At 51.1% G+C, this 20,638-nt stretch carries 20 protein-coding genes and 2 pseudogenes; 9 read left to right on the forward strand and 13 right to left on the reverse strand.

Annotated elements, in window-relative coordinates:
* The first annotated feature begins 70 nt into the window (after window positions 1-70).
* Window positions 71-283: a cold-shock protein gene (locus ACP158_RS00280; RefSeq protein WP_424947028.1), complete on the forward strand. Its 213-nt coding sequence runs from the start codon at window positions 71-73 to the stop codon at window positions 281-283.
* Window positions 284-536: 253 nt separating this feature from the next.
* Here the strand turns inward: ACP158_RS00280 and ACP158_RS00285 are convergent, their stop codons facing one another.
* From ACP158_RS00285 to moaC, 3 genes are all read right to left on the reverse strand, one after another.
* Window positions 537-1,166 carry a DsbA family protein gene (locus tag ACP158_RS00285; protein ID WP_424947029.1) on the reverse strand — a complete coding sequence of 210 codons (630 nt, stop codon included), beginning with the start codon at window positions 1,164-1,166 and terminating at the stop codon, window positions 537-539.
* A gap of 79 nt (window positions 1,167-1,245) precedes the next feature.
* Window positions 1,246-2,514, reverse strand: coding sequence for a gephyrin-like molybdotransferase Glp (gene glp, locus ACP158_RS00290; protein ID WP_424947030.1), 1,269 nt, complete (start codon window positions 2,512-2,514; stop codon window positions 1,246-1,248).
* The gene (moaC, locus tag ACP158_RS00295; RefSeq protein WP_424947031.1) at window positions 2,511-3,038 is read right to left on the reverse strand and encodes a cyclic pyranopterin monophosphate synthase MoaC; all 528 of its coding nucleotides are present in this window, start codon (window positions 3,036-3,038) and stop codon (window positions 2,511-2,513) included. Before moaC ends, glp begins: the two co-directional genes overlap by 4 nt.
* A 233-nt stretch (window positions 3,039-3,271) precedes the next feature.
* Between moaC and ACP158_RS00300 the strand changes: the two genes are divergently transcribed.
* Both ACP158_RS00300 and ACP158_RS00305 read left to right on the forward strand, forming a co-directional pair.
* Window positions 3,272-4,441, forward strand: a complete 1,170-nt coding sequence (locus tag ACP158_RS00300; RefSeq protein WP_424947032.1) for a cation:proton antiporter — start codon at window positions 3,272-3,274, stop codon at window positions 4,439-4,441.
* Window positions 4,419-5,549: a sulfotransferase domain-containing protein gene (locus tag ACP158_RS00305; protein ID WP_424947033.1), complete on the forward strand. Its 1,131-nt coding sequence runs from the start codon at window positions 4,419-4,421 to the stop codon at window positions 5,547-5,549. Before ACP158_RS00300 ends, ACP158_RS00305 begins: the two co-directional genes overlap by 23 nt.
* Window positions 5,550-5,927: 378 nt before the next feature.
* On the opposite strand, the gene ACP158_RS00310 is transcribed toward ACP158_RS00305, so the two are convergent.
* From ACP158_RS00310 to ACP158_RS00355, 10 genes and pseudogenes are all read right to left on the reverse strand, one after another.
* Window positions 5,928-6,758 carry a DUF1223 domain-containing protein gene (locus ACP158_RS00310; protein WP_424947034.1) on the reverse strand — a complete coding sequence of 277 codons (831 nt, stop codon included), beginning with the start codon at window positions 6,756-6,758 and terminating at the stop codon, window positions 5,928-5,930.
* A gap of 33 nt (window positions 6,759-6,791) precedes the next feature.
* Window positions 6,792-7,229: pseudogene (msrB, locus tag ACP158_RS00315) on the reverse strand (peptide-methionine (R)-S-oxide reductase MsrB); the annotation flags it as partial.
* 221 nt (window positions 7,230-7,450) lie between these two features.
* Window positions 7,451-8,200 carry an HAD family hydrolase gene (locus ACP158_RS00320; protein WP_424947035.1) on the reverse strand — a complete coding sequence of 250 codons (750 nt, stop codon included), beginning with the start codon at window positions 8,198-8,200 and terminating at the stop codon, window positions 7,451-7,453.
* Window positions 8,201-8,208: 8 nt separating this feature from the next.
* Window positions 8,209-8,661 (reverse strand): VOC family protein, encoded by a 453-nt coding sequence (locus tag ACP158_RS00325; protein WP_424947036.1) that lies wholly within the window; start codon window positions 8,659-8,661, stop codon window positions 8,209-8,211.
* Window positions 8,662-8,707: 46 nt separating this feature from the next.
* The gene (locus tag ACP158_RS00330; RefSeq protein WP_424948489.1) at window positions 8,708-9,982 is read right to left on the reverse strand and encodes a multifunctional CCA addition/repair protein; all 1,275 of its coding nucleotides are present in this window, start codon (window positions 9,980-9,982) and stop codon (window positions 8,708-8,710) included.
* Between the two features lie 154 nt (window positions 9,983-10,136).
* A complete protein-coding gene (locus tag ACP158_RS00335) occupies window positions 10,137-11,159 on the reverse strand; it encodes a rhodanese-related sulfurtransferase (protein WP_424947037.1) in 1,023 nt (340 codons plus the stop codon).
* Complete coding sequence (locus tag ACP158_RS00340) at window positions 11,104-12,090, reverse strand: NADPH:quinone reductase (protein ID WP_424947038.1); 987 nt, start codon at window positions 12,088-12,090, stop codon at window positions 11,104-11,106. Before ACP158_RS00340 ends, ACP158_RS00335 begins: the two co-directional genes overlap by 56 nt.
* 308 nt (window positions 12,091-12,398) lie before the next feature.
* Entirely contained in the window at window positions 12,399-12,836 is a 438-nt protein-coding gene (locus tag ACP158_RS00345; protein WP_424947039.1) for a hypothetical protein, read from the reverse strand.
* A 209-nt stretch (window positions 12,837-13,045) separates the two neighbouring features.
* Window positions 13,046-14,818 carry an ABCB family ABC transporter ATP-binding protein/permease gene (locus ACP158_RS00350; RefSeq protein ID WP_424947040.1) on the reverse strand — a complete coding sequence of 591 codons (1,773 nt, stop codon included), beginning with the start codon at window positions 14,816-14,818 and terminating at the stop codon, window positions 13,046-13,048.
* A 97-nt stretch (window positions 14,819-14,915) separates the two neighbouring features.
* The gene (locus tag ACP158_RS00355) at window positions 14,916-16,355 is read right to left on the reverse strand and encodes a pyridoxal-phosphate dependent enzyme (RefSeq protein ID WP_424947041.1); all 1,440 of its coding nucleotides are present in this window, start codon (window positions 16,353-16,355) and stop codon (window positions 14,916-14,918) included.
* A 129-nt stretch (window positions 16,356-16,484) separates the two neighbouring features.
* On the opposite strand from ACP158_RS00355, the gene ACP158_RS00360 reads away from it, so the two are divergent.
* The 6 genes and pseudogenes from ACP158_RS00360 (at window position 16,485) to ACP158_RS00385 (ending at window position 20,612) form a co-directional block, all read left to right on the forward strand.
* Window positions 16,485-17,600, forward strand: coding sequence for a site-specific DNA-methyltransferase (locus ACP158_RS00360; RefSeq protein ID WP_424947042.1), 1,116 nt, complete (start codon window positions 16,485-16,487; stop codon window positions 17,598-17,600).
* Window positions 17,590-17,868 (forward strand): annotated as a pseudogene (locus ACP158_RS00365) (HpyAIV family type II restriction enzyme); the annotation flags it as partial. The gene ACP158_RS00360 and the pseudogene ACP158_RS00365, both read left to right, overlap by 11 nt.
* A 46-nt stretch (window positions 17,869-17,914) precedes the next feature.
* Window positions 17,915-18,061, forward strand: a complete 147-nt coding sequence (locus tag ACP158_RS00370; protein WP_424947043.1) for a hypothetical protein — start codon at window positions 17,915-17,917, stop codon at window positions 18,059-18,061.
* Between the two features lie 22 nt (window positions 18,062-18,083).
* Entirely contained in the window at window positions 18,084-18,713 is a 630-nt protein-coding gene (locus tag ACP158_RS00375) for a hypothetical protein (RefSeq protein ID WP_424947044.1), read from the forward strand.
* Between the two features lie 7 nt (window positions 18,714-18,720).
* Window positions 18,721-19,374 carry a hypothetical protein gene (locus ACP158_RS00380; protein WP_424947045.1) on the forward strand — a complete coding sequence of 218 codons (654 nt, stop codon included), beginning with the start codon at window positions 18,721-18,723 and terminating at the stop codon, window positions 19,372-19,374.
* Window positions 19,375-19,787: 413 nt separating this feature from the next.
* Complete coding sequence (locus ACP158_RS00385) at window positions 19,788-20,612, forward strand: exodeoxyribonuclease III (protein WP_424947046.1); 825 nt, start codon at window positions 19,788-19,790, stop codon at window positions 20,610-20,612.
* Window positions 20,613-20,638 lie beyond the last annotated feature (26 nt).

The raw sequence follows: 20,638 nt of genomic DNA on the forward strand, positions 1-20,638 counted from the left end.
CAGTTTTTGTGACGAGGCTGGCGTTTTTTAGCCACTTTGGTGGCCCATTTTTTTGAAGTAAGAGGTTAGCATGTCAGGTGAATTGGTGAATGGAACCGTTAAGTGGTTCAACGATGCCAAAGGTTTTGGTTTTATCGAACGAGAAGGAGAATCAGATGTATTTGTGCATTACCGCGCGATAATCGGCGATGGTCGAAAAACGCTGCGTGATGGTCAACAAGTGACTTTCGAAATTACGGAAGGCGAGAAAGGCCCGCAAGCGGAGAACGTGACACCGTTATAAAAAGCGGGCGTTATACAAATCCGGCGTTGCAAAAGCCGGCAATCATTCCGCAAGTTTGATTGTGGGCTATAAAAACGACCCGCCCGCATCAGGCAACCAACTTGGGGTGGGCGGGCAGATGACAGCTGAAGCCCAATCCAGAAACCTTGGCCAGAAACCTTGACCTGTAAATTATGGTTTGCAGGTATTTGGGGCGGTCTGCGTCCCGGTTTTGGCCGCCTTTCCAAGCAGGGTCGCGGGAATCATGGTTGCGTCAATAATCAGGCAGGCGTCCGCTTAACGCATTTAACATGGACCTAGCCTCGGTATAATCAACCGTGATTGGCCGCGCGGCATTGTTGGCTATCAGCACTAAACTCGGAAATCCTTGCACCCCCAGCGTTCTGCCAAAATCAATTTCATCGGCTAAAACTTGCCGGGTTGAAGTTGAATTCAGAGCGTCTGCAAACGCGCCGCGGTCAAGTCCGATGGACTCGGCCAGCTCAATTAATGTCGAGTCGTCCGCGGGGTTTTTCGCATTGAGGTAATACGCTGTTTGAATGGCGTGCGTCATTTCCTCATCATATTTCGCGCCTTGCCGTCTCGCGGCGATCACCGCCCGGCATGCCGGCCAGGTTGAGCGTCTGGGCGCGCAATTCGCCCAAAAATCAAAATTAAATGCTGTGCCGGGGATTCTCCCTTGTATCACGCGCCAGGTTTGTTGCAAAGATCGCTGCATCTCTTCGGGCATGGGCGAATCCGAATCAGCGGCCAACCCGCCCAGCATTCTGATTACTTTAATGTTTGCCGGCAGTGAAGCCAACAGTTGTTGCAAGACCGGCCGAAACCCCCAGCACCAACTGCACATTGGGTCATGCACATAAACCAACTGCGCGTTTTTCATCCTATTATTCTTGGGCGTCGCTTTATGCCCCGGGTCGCGCGTAATCGACATATTGCCGGCTTTCACCACACGGTCGGGATTAGCCGTTTTGGCCAATCGGCTGCACCTCGACCCAGTCGCCGGCCTTGGCCCCCGGTGACTCATCGGCTAAAACGATGTAGCAGTTAGCCAGGCTCATGGAGCTTAAAATTCCCGAACCTTGTTGCCCGGTGGAGCTGACCACGGTTTCGCCGTTTTCGTCCAAAGACAGGATCCCGCGCTGATATTCCATGCGGCCAGGCCGTTTTTTCAAGTCGCTGAGGGTTTTGACTTTCAGCACTAACGGCACACTGAATTTTTCGCCGGACAATCGCTTGATCGCGGCCCTGACAAAAATCTGGAACGTGACCATTACCGACACCGGGTTGCCAGGTAGCCCAAAAAACACGCGGTTGTTTAGCTTGCCAAACGACATAGGACGACCGGGTTTTATCGCCACCTTGCAAAAGCCGATCTCCCCCAAACCGGCTAGGGCTTGCTTGACATAGTCGGCATCCCCGACCGACGCTCCAGCGGTGGCAATCACCAGGTCGGCGTCCGCGGCGGCGGCCTTACAGGCATCGGCAATCGCATCCAGATCGTCCTTGATGATGCCTAAATCAAGTTGTTGCACGCCAAGCTCGCTCAACATGGCGTGCAGGGTATAACGATTGGAATCGTAAACCTCCCCTGTCTCAAGAGGGCTGCCGACCGACCGCAGTTCGTCGCCGTTAGAAAAATACGCGATTTTAGGGCGGCGAAAAACGGTGATTTTCTGGATGCCCAAAGAGGCCGCCAAGCCGATGTGCGCGGCGCCCAGTTTAATGCCCGCCGGGATGGCGATGTCGCCCGCTTTGAGATCCTCTCCGGCGTAGCGCACGTTAGCGCCGGTTTTATCTCCGGCGGGAATGATCACCCGGCCCTCCGCATGCGCCACTCGTTCCTGAATCACCACGGTATCGGCGCCTGCGGGCATCACGCCGCCGGTCATAATGCGCACGCATTGATCCGGTCCCACCGACCCACGGTGCGGCGCGCCGGCAAATGAAGCGCCTGCCAACTCAAAGCCTTTGGTGCCGACCTTTGGCAGGTCATCGCCATTCACCGCATAGCCATCCATGGCGGAATTGGTGTGGTTGGGCACATTAAATGCGCTGATGATATCCTTTGCCGTTACCCGGCCTAAGGCGGAATATACGTCGATCGTTTCCTGGTCGGTGATAGGAACAATGGTCTCACGAATGTGCGCCGTGGCTTGCGCTACGGTTATGGCGCTGGAATCGAAATCACATGAAACCGGATTTTGGTCCGGATTTTGATTATTAGTCATGGCGCACATTTTTTGTGGTCGGTCGGTCGGTCAGGCAATGGCGCGCACTGCCGATTCCAGTCGCCCGATTTTCCGCCGGATTTATGCACTAACCTGATCGCCTGCATCTGCATGCCGCGATCAACCGCCTTGCACATATCGTATATCGTCAACAAGGCGATCTGAACCGCAGTCAACGCCTCCATTTCAACACCGGTGCGCTCGGTCGTCTTGGCGGTCGCCGTGCATATCACGCCAGGATTTTCTGCATCGATATCAAACTCGATGTTTATTGCGGTCAACATGATGGGGTGGCAAAGCGGCACCAACTCGGCGGTGCGTTTTGCCGCCATAATCCCGGCTATGCGGGCAATAGCGAGTACGTCGCCTTTCTTATGGCGGCCCTGTCGGATCATTTCCAGGGTCGTGCTATCCATGATAATACGACCTTCCGCCACGGCTTTGCGCTGGGTCGATTCCTTGTTGCCGAGGTCAACCATATTGGCTGCTCCTTGTGTATTGAAGTGCGTTAACTTGGCGTTCATTGTCCTGCTTTCATGTCATGTTCAGCATTATGCTTTTCATTGGCATTGCGATATCTCAGGCATTTTCACTATATCGCGAATAATAGTGATATTGTAGTGTGGCTGAGGAAACATTGAAACCGATCGCAATACCCGCAAACATCGCCGTAAACAACATCGCCGCAAACAACACATGTCGCCAGCTCCTCGAAACGACCCATTAGCGCAACCCTAGTAATTGACGAGAATCCACTGTGCATAGCGACTCGATCCTGTTTTCCATATTCTTGATTTTCAGCGGCGCGGCGTTGTTGGCCACCGTCGCGCTGTATATGCGCCAGGCCATGCTGGTCGCCTACCTGGTTCTGGGCGCAATGCTCGGACCCTGGGGCGCTGGCCTGGTGACCGATGCGCAGTTAATTCAGGACATCGCCAGAATCGGCATAATCTTTTTACTGTTCTTGCTGGGTCTCAATTTAGCCCCGCAAAAACTATTCCAACTCATCAAGGAAACCACTTTGGTCACCCTGTTTGGCACGCTCGCCTTCGGCGGAGTCGCCAGTATAGTGGCCTGGGGATTCGGCTTCGCGCTGGCTGATGTCGTCATAGTCGGTGTCGCCGCTTCTTTTTCCAGCACCATCATCGGGCTGAAACTCCTGCCCACCACGGTCCTGCATCATCGTCATACTGGCGAAGTCATCATAAGCGTTCTGTTGCTTCAAGACCTGATTGCCATTATTGCCATGCTGGTGATTCAAGGGTACGGACAAGGGGCCTTGCCGCTGGCCGACATTGCGCGCTTGTTTTTGGCATTGCCGGCGCTCGGGGTTATCGCCTGGCTTGGGCATCGCTATGTCGTGCTTAAATTATTTCTCAAATTCGACCGCATCCAGGAATATGTATTTCTGCTGACCATAGGCTGGTGTCTCGGCATCGCCCAACTGGCCGAGGTCATGGGATTGTCCTACGAAATCGGCGCGTTCGTCGCCGGCGTTGCCATTGCCACCAGCCCGATCGCGCTGCACATCGCCAGCAGTTTCAAGCCGTTGCGCGATTTCTTTCTGGTGCTGTTTTTCTTTGGCTTGGGCGCCGGCTTCGATCTTGTCGCCGCCGCCGATGTGGTTATCCCGGCTACCGTCATTGCCATTTTGTTGCTCATCATCAAGCCGGTGGTGTTCAGGTTCCTGCTGGTCAAGCAAGCGGAATCAAATGCGCTGGCCTGGGAAACCGGGGTGCGCCTGGGTCAGTTGAGCGAGTTCTCGTTGCTGATTGTTTTTGTTGCCCGGCAAAACGGGTTGATTGCCCTGGAAACGTTGTATCTGGTTCAACTGGCGACGATTATCACTTTTATTATTTCCGCTTACTGGATCGTCGCCAAATATCCCACCCCGATCGCGCTCAATGATGAGTTGCGCCGCGATTGACCACGGCATCGCCAACATGAACATGAAAAATAATCTTGCCCGCGACCTGCTGCGCCGCCGCAATCGCGGCATGCATTCGGCGCGCTCGATCGCCGTCGGGCGCAGTTTCAAAACGCAACCACGCGATGTTTTCGTGGTGACCTATCCGAAGTGCGGCACTACTTGGGTGACGCAAATCGTGCATCAGTTGCGCACCGGCGGCGACATGTCATTCGGCGAGATAACGCAAGTCGCGCCGTGGGATATTCTCGCGCATGACTGCGGACAATCGTTGGACGCCGCGCATCCGAACTGCGACTTTCGTCTGTTCAAATCGCACGAAGCGGCGCATCGCATTGCCGCGCCGGCCAAGTATATTTATGTCGCGCGCGACCCGCGTGATGCGTTGGTGTCGTTTTATTATTTTTTGCCGTCGTATTTTATGCTGCCGAAAAACGAGTTGAGCATGGAAGATTTTTGCGAGTTTATCTTCGCCGGCAGGTCGCACTCGGGATACATTTGGGAGCACTTGCTGGGTTGGTGGCGACGGCGACATGACGCGGATGTGCTGTGGTTGTTTTTTGAAGACTTGAAAGACGACTTGCCGCGACAAGTTCGCCGTGTCGCGGCGTTTGTTTTTGATGCGACCGCCAGGGAAGGTGGAAGTGCCGATTTTGCAGGAGCAAAAAACCGGCCGACCGCCAGGGAAGGTGGAAGTGCCGATTTTGCAGGAGCAAAAAACCGGCCGACCGCCAGGGAAGGTGGAAGTGCCGATTTTGCAGGAGCAAAAAACCGGCCGCCCGCCGACTTGCGGCGACGCATCGACATCGCCATTGAACGCTCATCATTTGAGTTCATGCGCGCACACGCGGTGCAGTTCGACGAGCACTTCACTTTCGCCAAACGCCGCGCCGCGATGGGCCTGCCGCGCGCTGCGGTGTATGACGGCATCGGCAAAGTGCGCGCCGGCGGCGGCGGCGACGGCAAAATGAAAGTGGGCGCGCGCGACCTCATCCCGCCATCCATCATGCGCCGCTTGGAGGCGAAGTGGCGCGAGGTGTTGGCGCGACCGACCGGCTGCGCCAACTACGCTGAGTGGCGGCGGGGATGGCACGCCGCCGACGATTAAGGTGTTCCGTTAAAGAGGGGGACGGATGTTTGACTGGATTGCGCGTATCGTCGACTTTGGCTTCCTTGGCAATTGCTCCTGCATTGCTCTAATAAGCTATGTCCATGTAGCGATGCGTCACCCCCCCGCCGTCATTCCTGCGGAAGCAGGAATCCAGTAACAAACATGCGGCGGCGAAGTCGCCACCACATACGGCGAGGCGACGCCACGACGACATCGCGCCGCCGGCGATAAGGTGTCCCGCTAAAGCGGGACGGATGTTTGACTGGATTCCGTGTCAAGCACGGAATGACGGGCCTGGGGCGGCGTCAGCCACGATCACGGTTACGGTGGTGACGGCATGGCGGTGACGGGCGACGACCGTGGCGCCGACAAAAATCAGATGGCGAACAGCGGCGCTAGTGAGGCGTTGAGCGTTTGCACGGTGGCGCCGCTGGCGCGGTCCAGCACTAACACCGCGACGCCGAGGTTGGCGCGCTGCCAGTCGGCCGGAAGGTCAAGCGCGCGGTCATCGCGGTTGGCGCCGCGGCGGATGGCGAACGGTCGGCTAAAATGACGCACCACGAAATCGTGCCGCAGCGTTTTGCCGCGGTTTTCGCCGCCGCCGATTTGCCGGGTGATGCCGCTTTCATAGAGCGCCAAATACGCTTGCGCGGAGTCGTGCGCGCTGTCCACTTCAATGCGCACCGCGATACCATTAGCGGCGCGGCGGATGTGCAACTTAATGTGCGCTTGCGCCGGGCGCGCATTGGCGGTGCGGATGGCGCGGATGATGTTCGCGCCGCCACGCGCGTCGCGGCCGTCGACCGTGAACTGCGGGGTGTAGATGGCGCGTTGTTGCACTCTCGCCGCCACTTCGCGCTGGCGCGCGCTGAACGCCGGTTTTGAATAGGGATCAGTCCAGCCCAACCGGTTCCAGTAATCCACATGAAACGCCAGCGGCACGGCGTGGAAATTTTGCGCCAACGATGCGCCGAGTTGCCGCAGCCAGTCATCCGCGGCCGGGCAACTGCTGCAGCCTTCGGAAGTGTACAGTTCAACCAGCGGGCTTACTGTGGCGCGACTGGTCGCCGCTAGCGCGGGCGCGGCGGTTCCGTCCTCGCCCGCCAACCCCGTTGCCAACGCGGGCGCACCGCCTAAGGCAAGCGTGAAAAAAAGCGGCGTGACAAAAAGCGCGCGCACCGCGAAAAAATTCCGCAACTGCATCATCAGGGTCGCAATTTCATGGTCCTGCGCTCGCGGTCATTGCTGAAATAATCCGGCATATTGTTCATATCCGGTTTCGGCCAGTTCTTCCTTTGGAATAAATCGCATGGCCGCCGAATTCATGCAGTAACGCAATCCGGTCGGCGTCGGCCCATCTTTGAACAGGTGGCCTAAATGAGAGTCTGCGTTGTAACTTCTGATCTCGGTCCTGGGAAAAAGCAATTTGTAGTCGGTTTTTTCCACAATATTGTCCGGCTCAAGCGTCTGGGAAAAACTCGGCCAGCCGCTGGGCGAATCGAACTTGTCGCGCGACGAAAACAACGGCTCGCCGCTGACAATGTCCACATAGATGCCGTCGCGTTTTTCGGCATTATACGCGTTGCTGAATGGCCGCTCGGTCGCGTCGTTTTGCGTGACCTGAAACTGCAGGTCGGTCAACTTCGCTTTGATTTGGTCGATGGACGGCTTGGTATAAGTCGCGGTCGCGGTCGTCGTGATCGTCGTGATTTTTTGGGGTTCAGTGGATGACATTTTTTGCTCGCTGGTGGTCGGTTGTGATTGCGTGTGGTTCAGCATGGCGGCCAAGCCGACGCCGACCAGCACCACGCCGCCGACTAACGGAATGATAATTTTCATGTTATTGACTCATTATTTAGGGTTTGCCGATTACATTATGGCATACATGATGACACGCATTACGGCGCGGAGTTCAACCCGCGCAAAAACCGATTCAAGCACGATATGTCATCCAACACATCATCGGCGTGCGCGCTAAGCGCGGCGCGGTCGTGCGCGCCGGTCAAAACGCCGATGGAATAGGCGGCGCCTGCATTCTTGCCCATGTTCAAATCCTTGGGGCTGTCGCCCACCATGATCACCTGCTTGGCGGCAAGCCCGCAGGATTGACAAAAAGCATGCACCATGCCGGGTTCGGGCTTGACCCCGTAGCCGCTATCGGCGCCGCAAACAAAGTCAAACAAGCCGGTTAATTGCAGCGTTGCCAGCATGCGCCGCGCATTTTTTTCGTCATCCATGGTCGCCAATCCCAACCGCATGCCGCGCGCTTTCAGGCGGTTGAGAAAACCGTGCAGATCCTCTATTGCGGGCGCATAGCGGCTGGCGGCGCGGGAAAATATCTGTTTGATATGATGCAAATTTTCACCGACAATGGGCTGCCCGATTTGCTGAGACCAAAATTCCAGGATTTGCTGGTTGCTGGCCGAGGTCAATAGCGAATCGCTGACCCAACCGCCAGTTTCTGGAATGAACCCGCCATCGGTCATCAACGATTCCTTGAGTTCGGGTCGCCCCATGCTTTGTGCGATAAATTGCGTGACCTGAACATAGGGCGCCAGCCAACTGCCATTGAAGTCCAGCAACGTGCCGTCCTTGTCAAACAGGATGCCTTTGATCGTGTGAGCGTTTGCGTTTGATGTTTTCGTCATTGCCTGATTTAAATTTTGCTGCTCTGGATTTTGCCACGCGCGATTTTAATGGACGGCACCCAGCAATAGCCGTCCGGATCAAGCACAAAACATTCGCGCAAGCCATGCGGCTTGTCCGCGGTTGACTGCAGGATTTCATACCCGCCTTGGCGCGCGCGGCGTTCGGCGCGGTCGGGGTCCACTTGATACAATCGCAACTCAACCCCGACGCCGCGCACACCGGCTTCCGGCAGTAGCGCGGCGAGCGGGTGGGCGGCGTAGGTTTGATCGCCATGCAGTTGATAGAGTCGATCTCGATGTTTGAGTAACGCATAGTCTGTGGATGACCGCAAAGCGGTGAAATCGAAGACTGTGGTAAGAAATTTCACGGTATTGTGGACCTTCGACACCAGCAAGTTGACGCCGAAATCATCGAGGAGATGGCCGACTTGTTCGCCGCTGAGCGATTCGAAATTAGTCATGCGCCGGAAACTCGCTGCGCACTTGCAATGTCGGCGCAAAAAACATTCACGACAATCTCTCGCTCGCGGTGCGCGCTTTGACTTTAGCGATCGCCGCGATACGTTGCTTTCGAATCGCCGCCTTGATTTTTGCGCCGGTGATTTTTTTATCGCTCGCATCGCCGCCGGCTTGCGCGACTTCGTTGGCAACCTTGCCGCCGTCCACCGCCAATGCCGCGCGATGATAGTCCAATAACAAATCCATTTGCGCGGCATCATCATTTTCGCGGCCGCTACGCCCGCGCTTGTCGGCCAGGCAGCACAGCGCAAACCCGTCAATCAATTGCGGTTTTCTGAAGCCGTCGAATTTTTCCAGTAGCCGCATGACCGTGCTCGCTTTCAATTGCCCAATCCGATGGCAATGCAAGTGGAATTCGCAGACTTTCAACGCAAATGATCGGTATTGACTGGGCACATTCAAGCGCTCGCAAAGCTGCTTAATCGGTTTCAAACCTCGTTTTTCGTGCCCTCTGTGGCTGGGCAATTCTGACATCGGCGTCAATGCTTTTCCAAGATCGTGGAGCAGAACAGCAAATAAATTCATCGGATTGTCGGTCAGTCGGTCAGCCGCGTCCAATGACATTAAAATATGTATTCCGGTGTCGATTTCCGGGTGATATTTCTCGGTTTGCGGCACCCCGAATAACGCATCGATCTCTGGCAGTATTTTTCCCAGCGCACCGCAGGCTCTGAGTTCGCGAAAGAATACCGCGCAATGTTTTTCCTGTAAACTGGCATGCATTTCCTGCCACACCCGCTCCGCGACCAGCGCATCCACTTCGCCATTATCGACCATGTCCGCCATCATCGCCTGAGTATCCGCGGCCACGCGGTAGCCTTCGCCGGCATAGCGCGCCGCAAATCGGGCCACCCGCAATACTCTTACCGGATCTTCCTTGAAGGCATCGGATACATGGCGAATCAGCTTTTCTTTTATATCCCGCTGCCCGCCGAAGGGATCGATTAGATTGCCCTGACGGTCCATCGCCATGGCATTCATTGTCAGGTCGCGCCGTTGCAAATCTTGGCGCAATGTAATGTCGGGATGGCTGTCGAATTCAAAACCATGATAGCCCTTCGCGGTCTTGCGCTCAGCCCGCGCCAATGCATATTCCTCGCCGCTCGCCGGATGCAGAAACACCGGAAAATTCTTGCCCACCTGCTTGAAGCCCAGTTTCAGCATTTTCTGCACGCTGGCCCCGACCACCACCCAATCCCGATCCTTGCGCTCAAAACCCATAATTTGATCGCGCACCGCGCCACCGACCAAATAGGTTTCCAAATTTTGCGCCGGATCAGTCATTATTCTGTGATATCGCTTTTTAAAACCAACTGTTATGGGTTTATTATGCAAGCAGCCACATTTTGTTGAGGATGATCGGGATGCGACTAAAACGGCCGTTGTAACAACAATGACGGCAAACGCGGAAAAGAAATTAAATTTTTCGGGGGCCGATGTGCTCCTGGCCACGGGCTTGCGCTAACCTTACCTGTTTTTCGCGTTCGGCATAACGCGCTTTGTCTTTTTTTGTGCTGCGCGCAAAACACGCCGGGCAACTCACGCCGGCTTGATATTTTTCGCTTTGTTTATCCTGATCGGTGATCGGCAGACGGCAGGCATGGCACTGAGCGTAGCTGCCCTGGCGCAACTGGTGATCCACGGTTACCCGCTCATCGAAAACAAAACACTCCCCCTGCCATTTTGATTCGCTCTGCGGGATCTGCTCCAAATATTTCAAGATGCCCCCTTTCAAGTGGTACACCTGATCGAAACCCTGTTGCTTTAGAAATGCCGTGGATTTTTCGCACCGAATCCCGCCGGTGCAATACATGGCGATTTTTTTGTGCTTGGCGGGATTCAAATGGCGCGCCGCAAATGCGGGAAACTCGCGGAAATTAGTGGTCTGCGGGTTGGTGGCGCAAGCAAATCGCCCGACAAATCGCCCCACTTTTATTTCGTACTGATTGCGCGTATCCACAACCAGCACATCGGCATCATCCAACATATTATTCCAATCTTTCGGTTCCACGTAGGTGCCGACTGATTCGCGCGGATCAATATCAGCCACGCCCAAGGTTACGATTTCCTTTTTCAGTTTAACCCGAGCGCGCTTGAAGGGCAGTTGCTCGGCGGCAGAGCGCTTGACTTCGAGTTCATGTAGTCCCGGCTGTCGATTGAACCAGCCTAAAAACTCATCCATATTGGGTCGTGTTCCGGCGATAGTGCCGTTGACGCCTTCCTTTGCCAACAGGATAGTGCCGCGGATTTTGTGTTCGTGCAGTTTGGCTTGAACCGGGATTCGGAAGGAGACGAAATGATCCAGCGCGGTAAATTTATACAGCGCGCAAACAACGAATTTTGCGCCGTTCATGGTGGTGCGTATCGTCCCGTGTTCATGGTGTTCATGGCATCTCGATGACCACGCAACCGTCTTTGCCGCCTTGCTCAATAGCCTCATGGGCTATCGCGGTTTGTTCCAGCGACCAGGTTTGCGCAATTCTATGGCGCAACTGATCCTTGGCAAGGGCGCGGTTGATATCCAGTATCGCCTGCTGTTTCGCGGTCTCCGGCATGTTGTAAACCATGATCATGCTGACCGAAATATTCTTGAACATCATCGGATAAAAAGGGATGACGGGTTGCGGCGCCAGCGACGATGAGTAGGTTGAAATGATTCCGCCGGTTTTCAGCACCGCCGCGCTGGTCTCGGCGTTGACGCCGAATTCCACTTCGACAATTCGATCGACGCCCTTGCCGCTCGTGAACTCGGCGATGGCGCCGGCCAAATCATCCGCGCGATAGTTCAATACTTCATCGGCGCCGGTTTGCCGCGCCACCTTGACGCGCGCGGCGCTGCCGGCGGTGGCGATGACGCGCGCGCCGGCAGCCTTGGCCAGTTGCGCGGCGTAGTAGCCGACGCGCCCGGACGCGCCGGTGACCAATATGTTCAGCCCGGAAACATCGCCCTGAATGAACACCGCTCGGTGCGCGGTCATTAGCGGGATGCCGAGACAGGCGCCGATGTCAAATCCGATGTTGTCCGGCAAGGCTGGCGCGGTCATGGACGGCACCGCGACATACTCGGCCGCGCTGCCCATATGGCGTTCAAACTGCGCTTGGTAAATCCACACGCGCTGGCCGATGCGGTTTTCCGAGACGCCGTCGCCGACCGCTTCAATCACGCCGGCGCCGTCGCTGTGCGGGATGATGAAGCCGGCCGGGAACTCCACGGCTTGACCGCCAGCGCGCTTTTTAATATCCGAAGGATTGACCGCTGACGAATGCAGGCGCACCAAAACATCGCCATCGCCCACCACGGGCATGTCGCGCTCGCCGTAAATCAGAACATCGGCGGCGGCGCCTTGTTGTTCATACCAGACTGCTTGCATCGGTTATGGAATGTGTTTTGCGGTCGTGTACTTGACGGCAGGGTTACCAGTTTACATTCTGAGTAGCGTCAGGATGTTACCATAAGGGTCTTTGGAATGCGCCAGCGTGCCGCCCCAGGTTTGTTTTTCCGGGGGACCGGTGAACCCCACGCCCTCAACCGCGCACCGCCTAGGTCGAACCCGGCCCAGGCAAACTTTTGGTCGGCAAAGGTTAAGGGGAGACCGATGGACTTTTCATAAAAATCCACCGCGCGGTCCCAGTCGGTGGTGAAAATTCGAATGGCATAGAGTTTCACTTTAGAAAAAATTCAAGACCCGTAGCAACGCTTCTGAGTAGCTGTCCCTTCGATATCATAATCTCCCCCTCTTTGCGACATATGTTGGACAACACTTCCGTTACGAATCAAGAAATAGTGTGTCTTTTCTCCAGTGTATCCGCCGAAACTATTTTTAGCATTGACCCCATAACAAACAGCATACCCGAATTTGGCGGCCCCGAAATAGGAAGACCATTGTGAGTGAGGCCCCTTTATTTTTCGCAACTGCGCCGATGATGGATCTTTCAAAACCCGCTGGAGAAATCCTTTGACAATTCGTTCGTATTCCGCAGGATATGCGCCATAATCAGCGTTTGCTATCTCACTAGCGGTCGGTTGTGACGCACAAGCGGACAACGCTATGAACGGAATGATTACAAAAAGCTTTGTGACGACAGAATAGAAATCTTTTGTTATGTATTTGCGCATGAGAATTCATCTCCTTTTAGGTATGGAAAAAGGATTTTAAATAGGCTTGATAGCTGGGTCAAGTGCCCGTGCAAAACCACCACATTTCCCAGAGGCTCGTTTGTCTCTTCAATACCCTTATCTTCCGTTTCAATGCTGCTGCCCGAACTCCACCGCGCGGCGGGTGGCGCAAGGGGTGCTTATCCCAGCGGACGCGACCGTGTATCAGTCTAACCATGCTGTTGCTGAAGCGCCCACATTTGAGAATACAACCGGCCACCCGCAACCAGCGACTGGTGGGTGCCGCGTTCCACGATTTCCCCTTTATCCAAAACAATTATTTCATCGGCGTTGATCACCGTGGATAAGCGATGGGCGATTACCAAGGTGGTATTGTTGATAGAAACATTTTCCAATGCCTGTTGTATTGATTTTTCTGAACGGCTGTCCAGGGAAGATGTTGCTTCATCGAATATCAGAATTCGCGCGCCTTTTACCGCAACTCGAGCGATGGCCACCCGTTGCTTCTCGCCGCCCGATAATTTCAATCCGCGTTCACCAACCAGAATATCGTAGCCTTGTGGATGCTGGCTTATGAAATCGTGAATTTGAGCAATCTTTGCAGCTTCGACGATTTCCTGATCGCTCACCCCTGGCCGGCCATAGGCAATATTGTAGCCAACGGTTTCATTGAACAAAACAGTGTCCTGGGGAACAACCCCGATTACTTGGCGCAGACTTGCCAGCGTGAGTGATTTGATATCCTGATCGTCGATATAAATAGCGCCGGAATCCGGATCGTAAAATCGAAGTAATAACCGCGCCAGCGTTGATTTTCCCGAACCGGATGGTCCAACCAGAGCAAGCATTCCGCCGCCGACCTCAAAACTAATATTTTTAAGGATCGGATTGTCGGCCTGGTAGGCGAAATTTATATCTTCAAACCTGATTTGCCCTTTTTTAAATTTCAATACTGACGCATTATCGCGCTCAACAATTTTGGGGCGCTCATCCATCAGATCAAACATTTTTTCCATGTCCACCAGCGAGTGATTCAAGTCTCTATATACCGAGCCGAGAAAGTTCAGAGGAATATAGAGTTGGATTAAAAACGCGTTAATCATGACAAAATCACCCAGGCTCAGCGTTTCATCAACCACGCCATTGGCGGCCAGGATCATCAGCACAGCCAACCCGACCGCAACAATGAAGCCCTGCCCCGCATTCAGGTAGGAAAGCGACAGGTTATTGTTCAGCGATGCGCTGACCCAGCCTTTAAGAGCATCGCCGTAGCGCTTCATCTCCAGTTGCTCGTTGCCGAAAACCTTGACCGTCTCGTAATTCAACAACGAGTCCAGCGCGCGCGTATTGGCGGCGGAATCCGATGCGTTCATTTGCACCCGAAAGCGAGTGCGCCATCGGGTTATCATGAAAGTGAACGCGCAATAAATGACAATCATGAGCACCGTGATCAGCACGAAGCGAAGGTCCAGTTGCAGCCAAAGAATATACAGCACCATCACAATCTCGATGGCGATGGGGACAATATTAAAGACGATGATTCTGAGGAAATTGGTGACCGCCATATTGCCGCGCTCCATGTCGCGGGACAATCCGCCGGTCTTGCGATCCAGATGAAAGCCTAAGGAAAGGTTATGCAGATGCTCGAACACGACCATGGAAATATGGTGAATGATCACCACCCCGGCTCTGGAGAACACCACATTGCGCATCTCGTTGAACAGGATTGTGCTAAACCGCAAGACCCCATAAGCGATTAGCAATGCCATCGGCACAACTAAAACCGCATTGCCGCCGCCGCCAAAATGATCGACAATGTTTTTCAGCACAAGGGGGACCGACACATTGGCAACGCGGGCGAGCGCCAAAAATATCAGAGCCACGCCAATCCTGTAGCGATACTTCCAAAGATATGGCAACAATCGCCTGGCGACTCGCCAGTCGCCTTTTTTATCGGTTGCGATTAAAAGTCTTGGAGACATATTACCCTGTTCCTGTGCGCGCTCTGCTTTGTGCGGCTGCGGACTGGCGACGCGTTCAGGGGCGCGGCGGATGGTGTGTTGGATTTTGGGCGGTTGATTATTTGTCTCTTGAGCCCAGGTAATTGAGCAGATCGATATCGGTGATTATTCCGAGCAGGCTGTCGCCGTCATCCGGATTGGTGATTAGCGGCACCTTGCCTTCGGTCACCAATTTGGACACGCGGTCGATGGAATCATTTGGCGCCACGAATTCAACCGAGGTGTCCACCAGATTATCGATGCTGTCGTCGACGCTGGCTTGGCTGTTGAAAATCGCTTTCAAAATGACATGCTCGCGAATGATTCCCTTGATCCATCCATTTTCATCCAGCACCGGCATTTGACTGACCCCGGCTTGGCTCAGCCTGGCGATGACCGCGGAGATCTTGTCAGTTTGGTGGGCCATGATAATAGCCTGCCCAATATCCTGCCGCGCGCCTAATTGCTTCATCATATCGGCAACAGTGCCCATTTTAGATTCCAGAAAACCGACCTCGCGCATCCAGTCGTCGTCGTACACTTTGGACATATACCGATTGCCGCTATCGGGAAAAATGATCAGCACATTCTTGCCAGCCAGGCGATCGCCTGCCTCATCATTTTCTTGCCCGGTATTTTCTTGTTTAGCATTTTGCTGCGCGATCCATTTTTTCGCCCCGACCAGGGCGCAACCTGAAGACACGCCGGCGTAAATGCCTTCGCTTCGCAGCAACGCCCGGGTCATCAAGAACGACTCTTTGTCCTCAACCTGCACCATGTCATCAATTTGGTCAAAATCATAGTTGCCCGGGATGAAATCCTCACCGATGCCCTCGATTAAGTAACCCTCGGCCGGGGTTTTTGGCGCGCCAAATTTAAACGTATCATAAACAATCGACCCGATTGGATCGACCGCAACAATTTCCACGCCTGGTTTGTTTTCCTTGAGAAATTTTCCAATCCCGGTAACCGTCCCCCCGGTACCAATCCCACATATAAATACATCAATATCCGGCATCTGCCTGAGTATTTCCGGCCCGGTATTTAAATAGTGGTATTCGCGGTTGGACAGGTTGTTGTATTGATCGATATACAACGAGTTCGGTATTTCCTGCGCCATGCGCCGCGACACTGAGTAATAACTGCGTGGATCATCGGGTTCAACGGCAGTCGGCGTAACGATCACTCTGGCGCCAAACGCGCGCAGATTCTTGATTTTTTCCTCGGACATCTTATCCGGCAGGATAAACACGCATTGGTAGCCTTTAATTGCCGCGGCGATCGCCAGCCCCACGCCGGTGTTGCCGCTGGTGCCTTCAATAATGGTGCCGCCGGGTTTTAAGGCGCCGCGCTTCTCGGCGTCTGCAATCATCCACCAGCCGATGCGATCCTTTATAGATCCACCGGGATTGGTAAACTCCAGCTTGGCGAATAAATTGGCATTAACGCCCTCGGCGATTTTATTGAGACGCACGATAGGCGTGTTGCCAATCGCTTCAATGACGGAATCAAAAACCATAGTCAAATAAAATTATGATCGACTCAAGTTATCAGAACGGTGACAATAGGTTAGAGACGATATGGATTGGTTATCCAGGGCGTCCCTATTGTTAATATAATATACGACACGATTTGGTATAATTACAAAATGAACAAGAAACTTATATTTTCAAGTAATGATGTTGTCAGTTCTGGATACAGGATTTATAACGGTGACTGTGTTGATATTTTAGCAAAATTATCCGAAAAATTTGCGAAACTTATTTTTGCAGACCCGCCCTATAACCTGCAACTAAAAAATGAACTTTATCGCCCAAACCAAACTAAAGTAGACGGCGTTGATGATAATTGGGATCAATTTTCATCGGTTGCCGAATACGATGAATTCACAGAACAATGGCTTACTGCATGCCGCCGGGTCATGGCCGATGATGGCACGATTTGGGTGATTGGATCTTATCATAATATTTTTCGAGTAGGGCGAATTATAATGGATTTGGGTTTTTGGATATTAAACGATGTGCAGTGGTATAAAACCAACCCGATGCCTAATTTTCGTGGTGTCAGATTTACCAATGCCACTGAAACATTGATTTGGGCTAAAAAATCAGAAAATCAGAAGAAATATACCTTTAATCATCAAGTAATGAAGCAGTTAAATGGCGGCAAACAAATGACTTCTGTTTGGCAGATACCACTTTGCACAGGTTTGGAAAGAATTAAAAACGCACAAGGTAAAAAAGCTCATTCAACTCAAAAGCCAGAGGAATTATTAAAAAGAGTAATTTTATCCAGTAGCAGTGAAGGGGATTTAGTATTAGACCCATTTTCTGGTAGTGGTACAACCTGTGCAGTTGCAAAAAAACTTAACCGAAAAAGTGTTGGCATAGAAAAAGAAAAAGAATATATAAAAATTAGTGAAAAACGACTTAAAAATATAAACCAAAATAATTTTAAACATCTAAGAGTTGTAGAGCCCAATAAAACATCTGTTTCACGAATTAGTATGGAACAATTAGTCCAATCTAATTATATAAAAGAGTCTCAAGTTATCTACACAAGAAATAAAAAATATTCTGCTGTTGTTTTGTCTGACGGTAGTATAAGAAACGGCGCTGGAAACGGCTCAATACATAAAATTGGCGCCATGCTAAAAGAATCCGAAAGTTGTAATGGCTGGATGTTTTGGTATTACGAAAATCAAGGAAAATTAACTTTGATAGATGAGCACCGTAAAAATTATAGGAAACAACATGGATTATAAAAAATTTGAAAATATTTTTAACAAAACTATTTTTGAGAAATCTAAACCAGATTTAATAAGAAAAATCGCAACTTATCCAGAAAGGTACGTTGGCCTATTTAGGCCTACCAAACCAAAAGTCAAAATTATTCAAAACTTGTTACAATCCCATGAAATTAGATTTGGTGATGCTTTTGAGTTTTTAATAGAGGAGTATTTGATAGAATCTGGGTTTTCTATCCTAAATAAAAGATTTGATAATGATGGCGATACTTTAGAATTAGACCAGATGTTTTTTAAGGGAACTATCAAGGAAAGTTGACAAAACGCCAAGAATGAAACAAACAGATAAATCCACCCGCGCTTTGTTAGCTATGCCGAAACCTCGTGGTAAGGTGCCTCTTGTTAAAAAATCAGACCTCAAACGTCACTTTAAACTCGTTGTTGTCGGCGGTAAGCTAGTTATGCGGGAAGTCAAGTGAATCCGGGGCTTGTCAACTTTCCTTGATAGTTCCCTTTTTTAATGGTAGTTGTATATTTTTTGTCGAGCAAAAAGTAAGAGACGACCACGATTCAAGCAAGAAAAGAGGACAAATTGATAATTTTGAAAGGAAAATAGCCGCTATTCTTGAAAAATACAAAGACAAGAAAGTGGAAGGATTTTTCTATTTTATTGATGATGGCTTCACTAAAAACAAGAATTTTTATACGGAACAGATTCAGAAATTATCTAATGATTATGGGCTTTCTTTACATTTGTCATATGGGAATGATTTGTTTAACCAATTGGGGAAAAGAAAGATTTGGAGTGAAATTTTAGACCATTTAAAAACTTGGAAAAATAATATTCCTGATTTACCAGAAATAAATTTTGATAAAAATCCACAACTAAGTTTCGATGAAATAAAGCATTTAAAGCCTATCGTATACAGAAAGTTGTTTTCTAATAATGATTTAGATAGTTTGTTATGCGTTTTATTTCCTCAGAAAGAAACATTAAACCTATTAAGTCAACATTTTGAAAAAATGCATGCAAGTGGTGAAGGTAAAATATACAAAACATTAAATGATTTATGCGTAAAGACAACAAGCCGTCTAACAAACACTCCACCTGACCGCTTACGCGTAAGGTAAGTAAGGAATGGAAGTCCTGAACGATATCGCATGCTTCGTTTCAGAGAGATGGAACGAAATATGGCCTGTTTTCCTAGCAATATTCTTTGGCGCATGGAGCGCGCTCCAATTTCAAAAGAGTTGGGAAAAATCAAAACAAATAACATATGAACTGCGTTCTGGTAAGAGAGCACAGTTCGCGCTTATGAGTCAGCATCAAGTCCTAATAAGTCTCAACAAGCAGTATCTCTCTGAATGGAGGGATGATTCGGATCGGCATTTAAAACTTCATCCTCTTACTGCCAGCTTAGAATTTCAGAAAGTAGACATAGATTCACTTTTGTATATCCTAGATACAAATGACCCTGACTTGCTTAATGAGGTCATGGTTGCACAGCAGAGTTTTCAAACAGCCATGGGTGTTCTCGAAAAAAGAAATAAATATCATACGGACTTCCAGCAAAGAGCCGCAAAAATTGGGGACGCAGCTCTTGATAAGGCAACAGTAGCTATTCTTGGCGACATGACTAATCACCTATATACAACCTATGAAGATGCTCTGAGGCTTAACAAAGAGGCGGCTAAAAAATTAGAAATATATTTAAAAGATTATGTTTCTCTTAAAAAGAGTATACATAGAAAATTTAGTAAAAGAAAAACTTTACGGTATGAGGAAAAATGACTGATAGCAAGTCATCCGAGCACACCCTTTCAGGGTCGAACGCGCCGACGCAAGCGATTCAATTCAAATAATACCTTAGGCATTTTGGAATGCAAACATTTGCGTATAGTCATAGCAAAGATTTGCTAACAAGCATCAAGTCTATCAATGGCCTAACACATCAATGCTATTGCGAATTTTTGGAACCCGGCGCAACGACATTTTTCGCTGTTTTGAAGGAGCATGAATAGCATTTTAACAGCGACCCAAAGGTGACCCCAAAGCCTTAATCAAACCAATTGAAACAATGGACTAGAGACGATATGGATTGGTTGTCCAGAACAGACCATAAAATAAGTTTAGTCTTTGCCCGCGCGCCGCTGTATCCAAAAACCGTTTGTTGTATAAGGCGCGCCGTTGTGTAAAATGCACCCATGAAAATTATTACCTGGAATGTGAATGGCATTCGCGCCGTAGAGCGCAAAGGCGAGATTCAAAATTTGCTGGCCGAGCAAAAACCCGATGTGCTGATGATTCAGGAAATCAAGGGAAGCGCTGATCAGTTCAGCGCGTTTTTAACTGACAATGATGATTACCGGCAGCACTACAGCAGTGCCGAGAAAAAGGGTTATGCGGGCAGCGCGCTTTGGGTCAAAGAGTCGGTATTTAAAAAACTCAATAATGCCAAGTTCAAAACCCGAATTCCGAATGCGCCCAATGCGGATGAAGGCCGGCTTTCTCACTTGAGTTTTACGCTTGAACGACATGAAGAAGGACGCGAGGAAGGAGAACAACAATGGGACCTGTTATCTATTTACTTCCCCAATGGCGGCAAAAGCGAACAGGCCTGGGCTGAAAAGCTCGAATTTTTTGATAGTGTTCACGACTATATGAATGTATTGCGCGCACAAGGCAGCATCGTGCTGGTTGGCGGCGATATGAATGTGGCGCACACCGAAATTGACCTTGCGCGGCCCAAAGAGAACGAGGGCAAGATCGGGTTTCATCCCAAGGAACGAGCGTGGATGGATCGGCTGGTCGCGGATGGCTGGGTTGATGTATGGCGGCAACGCAACCCCGGCGTCACCGACGTTTATTCCTGGTGGCATATGATAAGCCACGGCCGCGAACGCAATGTCGGCTGGCGCATCGATTATTTTCTGATCGACCAGGCGCAATTGCAGCGCATAAAAAATGTCGAATATTTGCATGATCAAATGGGCTCTGATCATTGCCCTTTATCGTTGTCTCTTGACTAATAATGTTATGTATAAAAAGAGGCATA

Source organism: Candidatus Spongiihabitans sp. (genome assembly GCF_965247905.1).
Lineage (GTDB): Bacteria > Pseudomonadota > Gammaproteobacteria > Arenicellales > Poriferihabitantaceae > Spongiihabitans.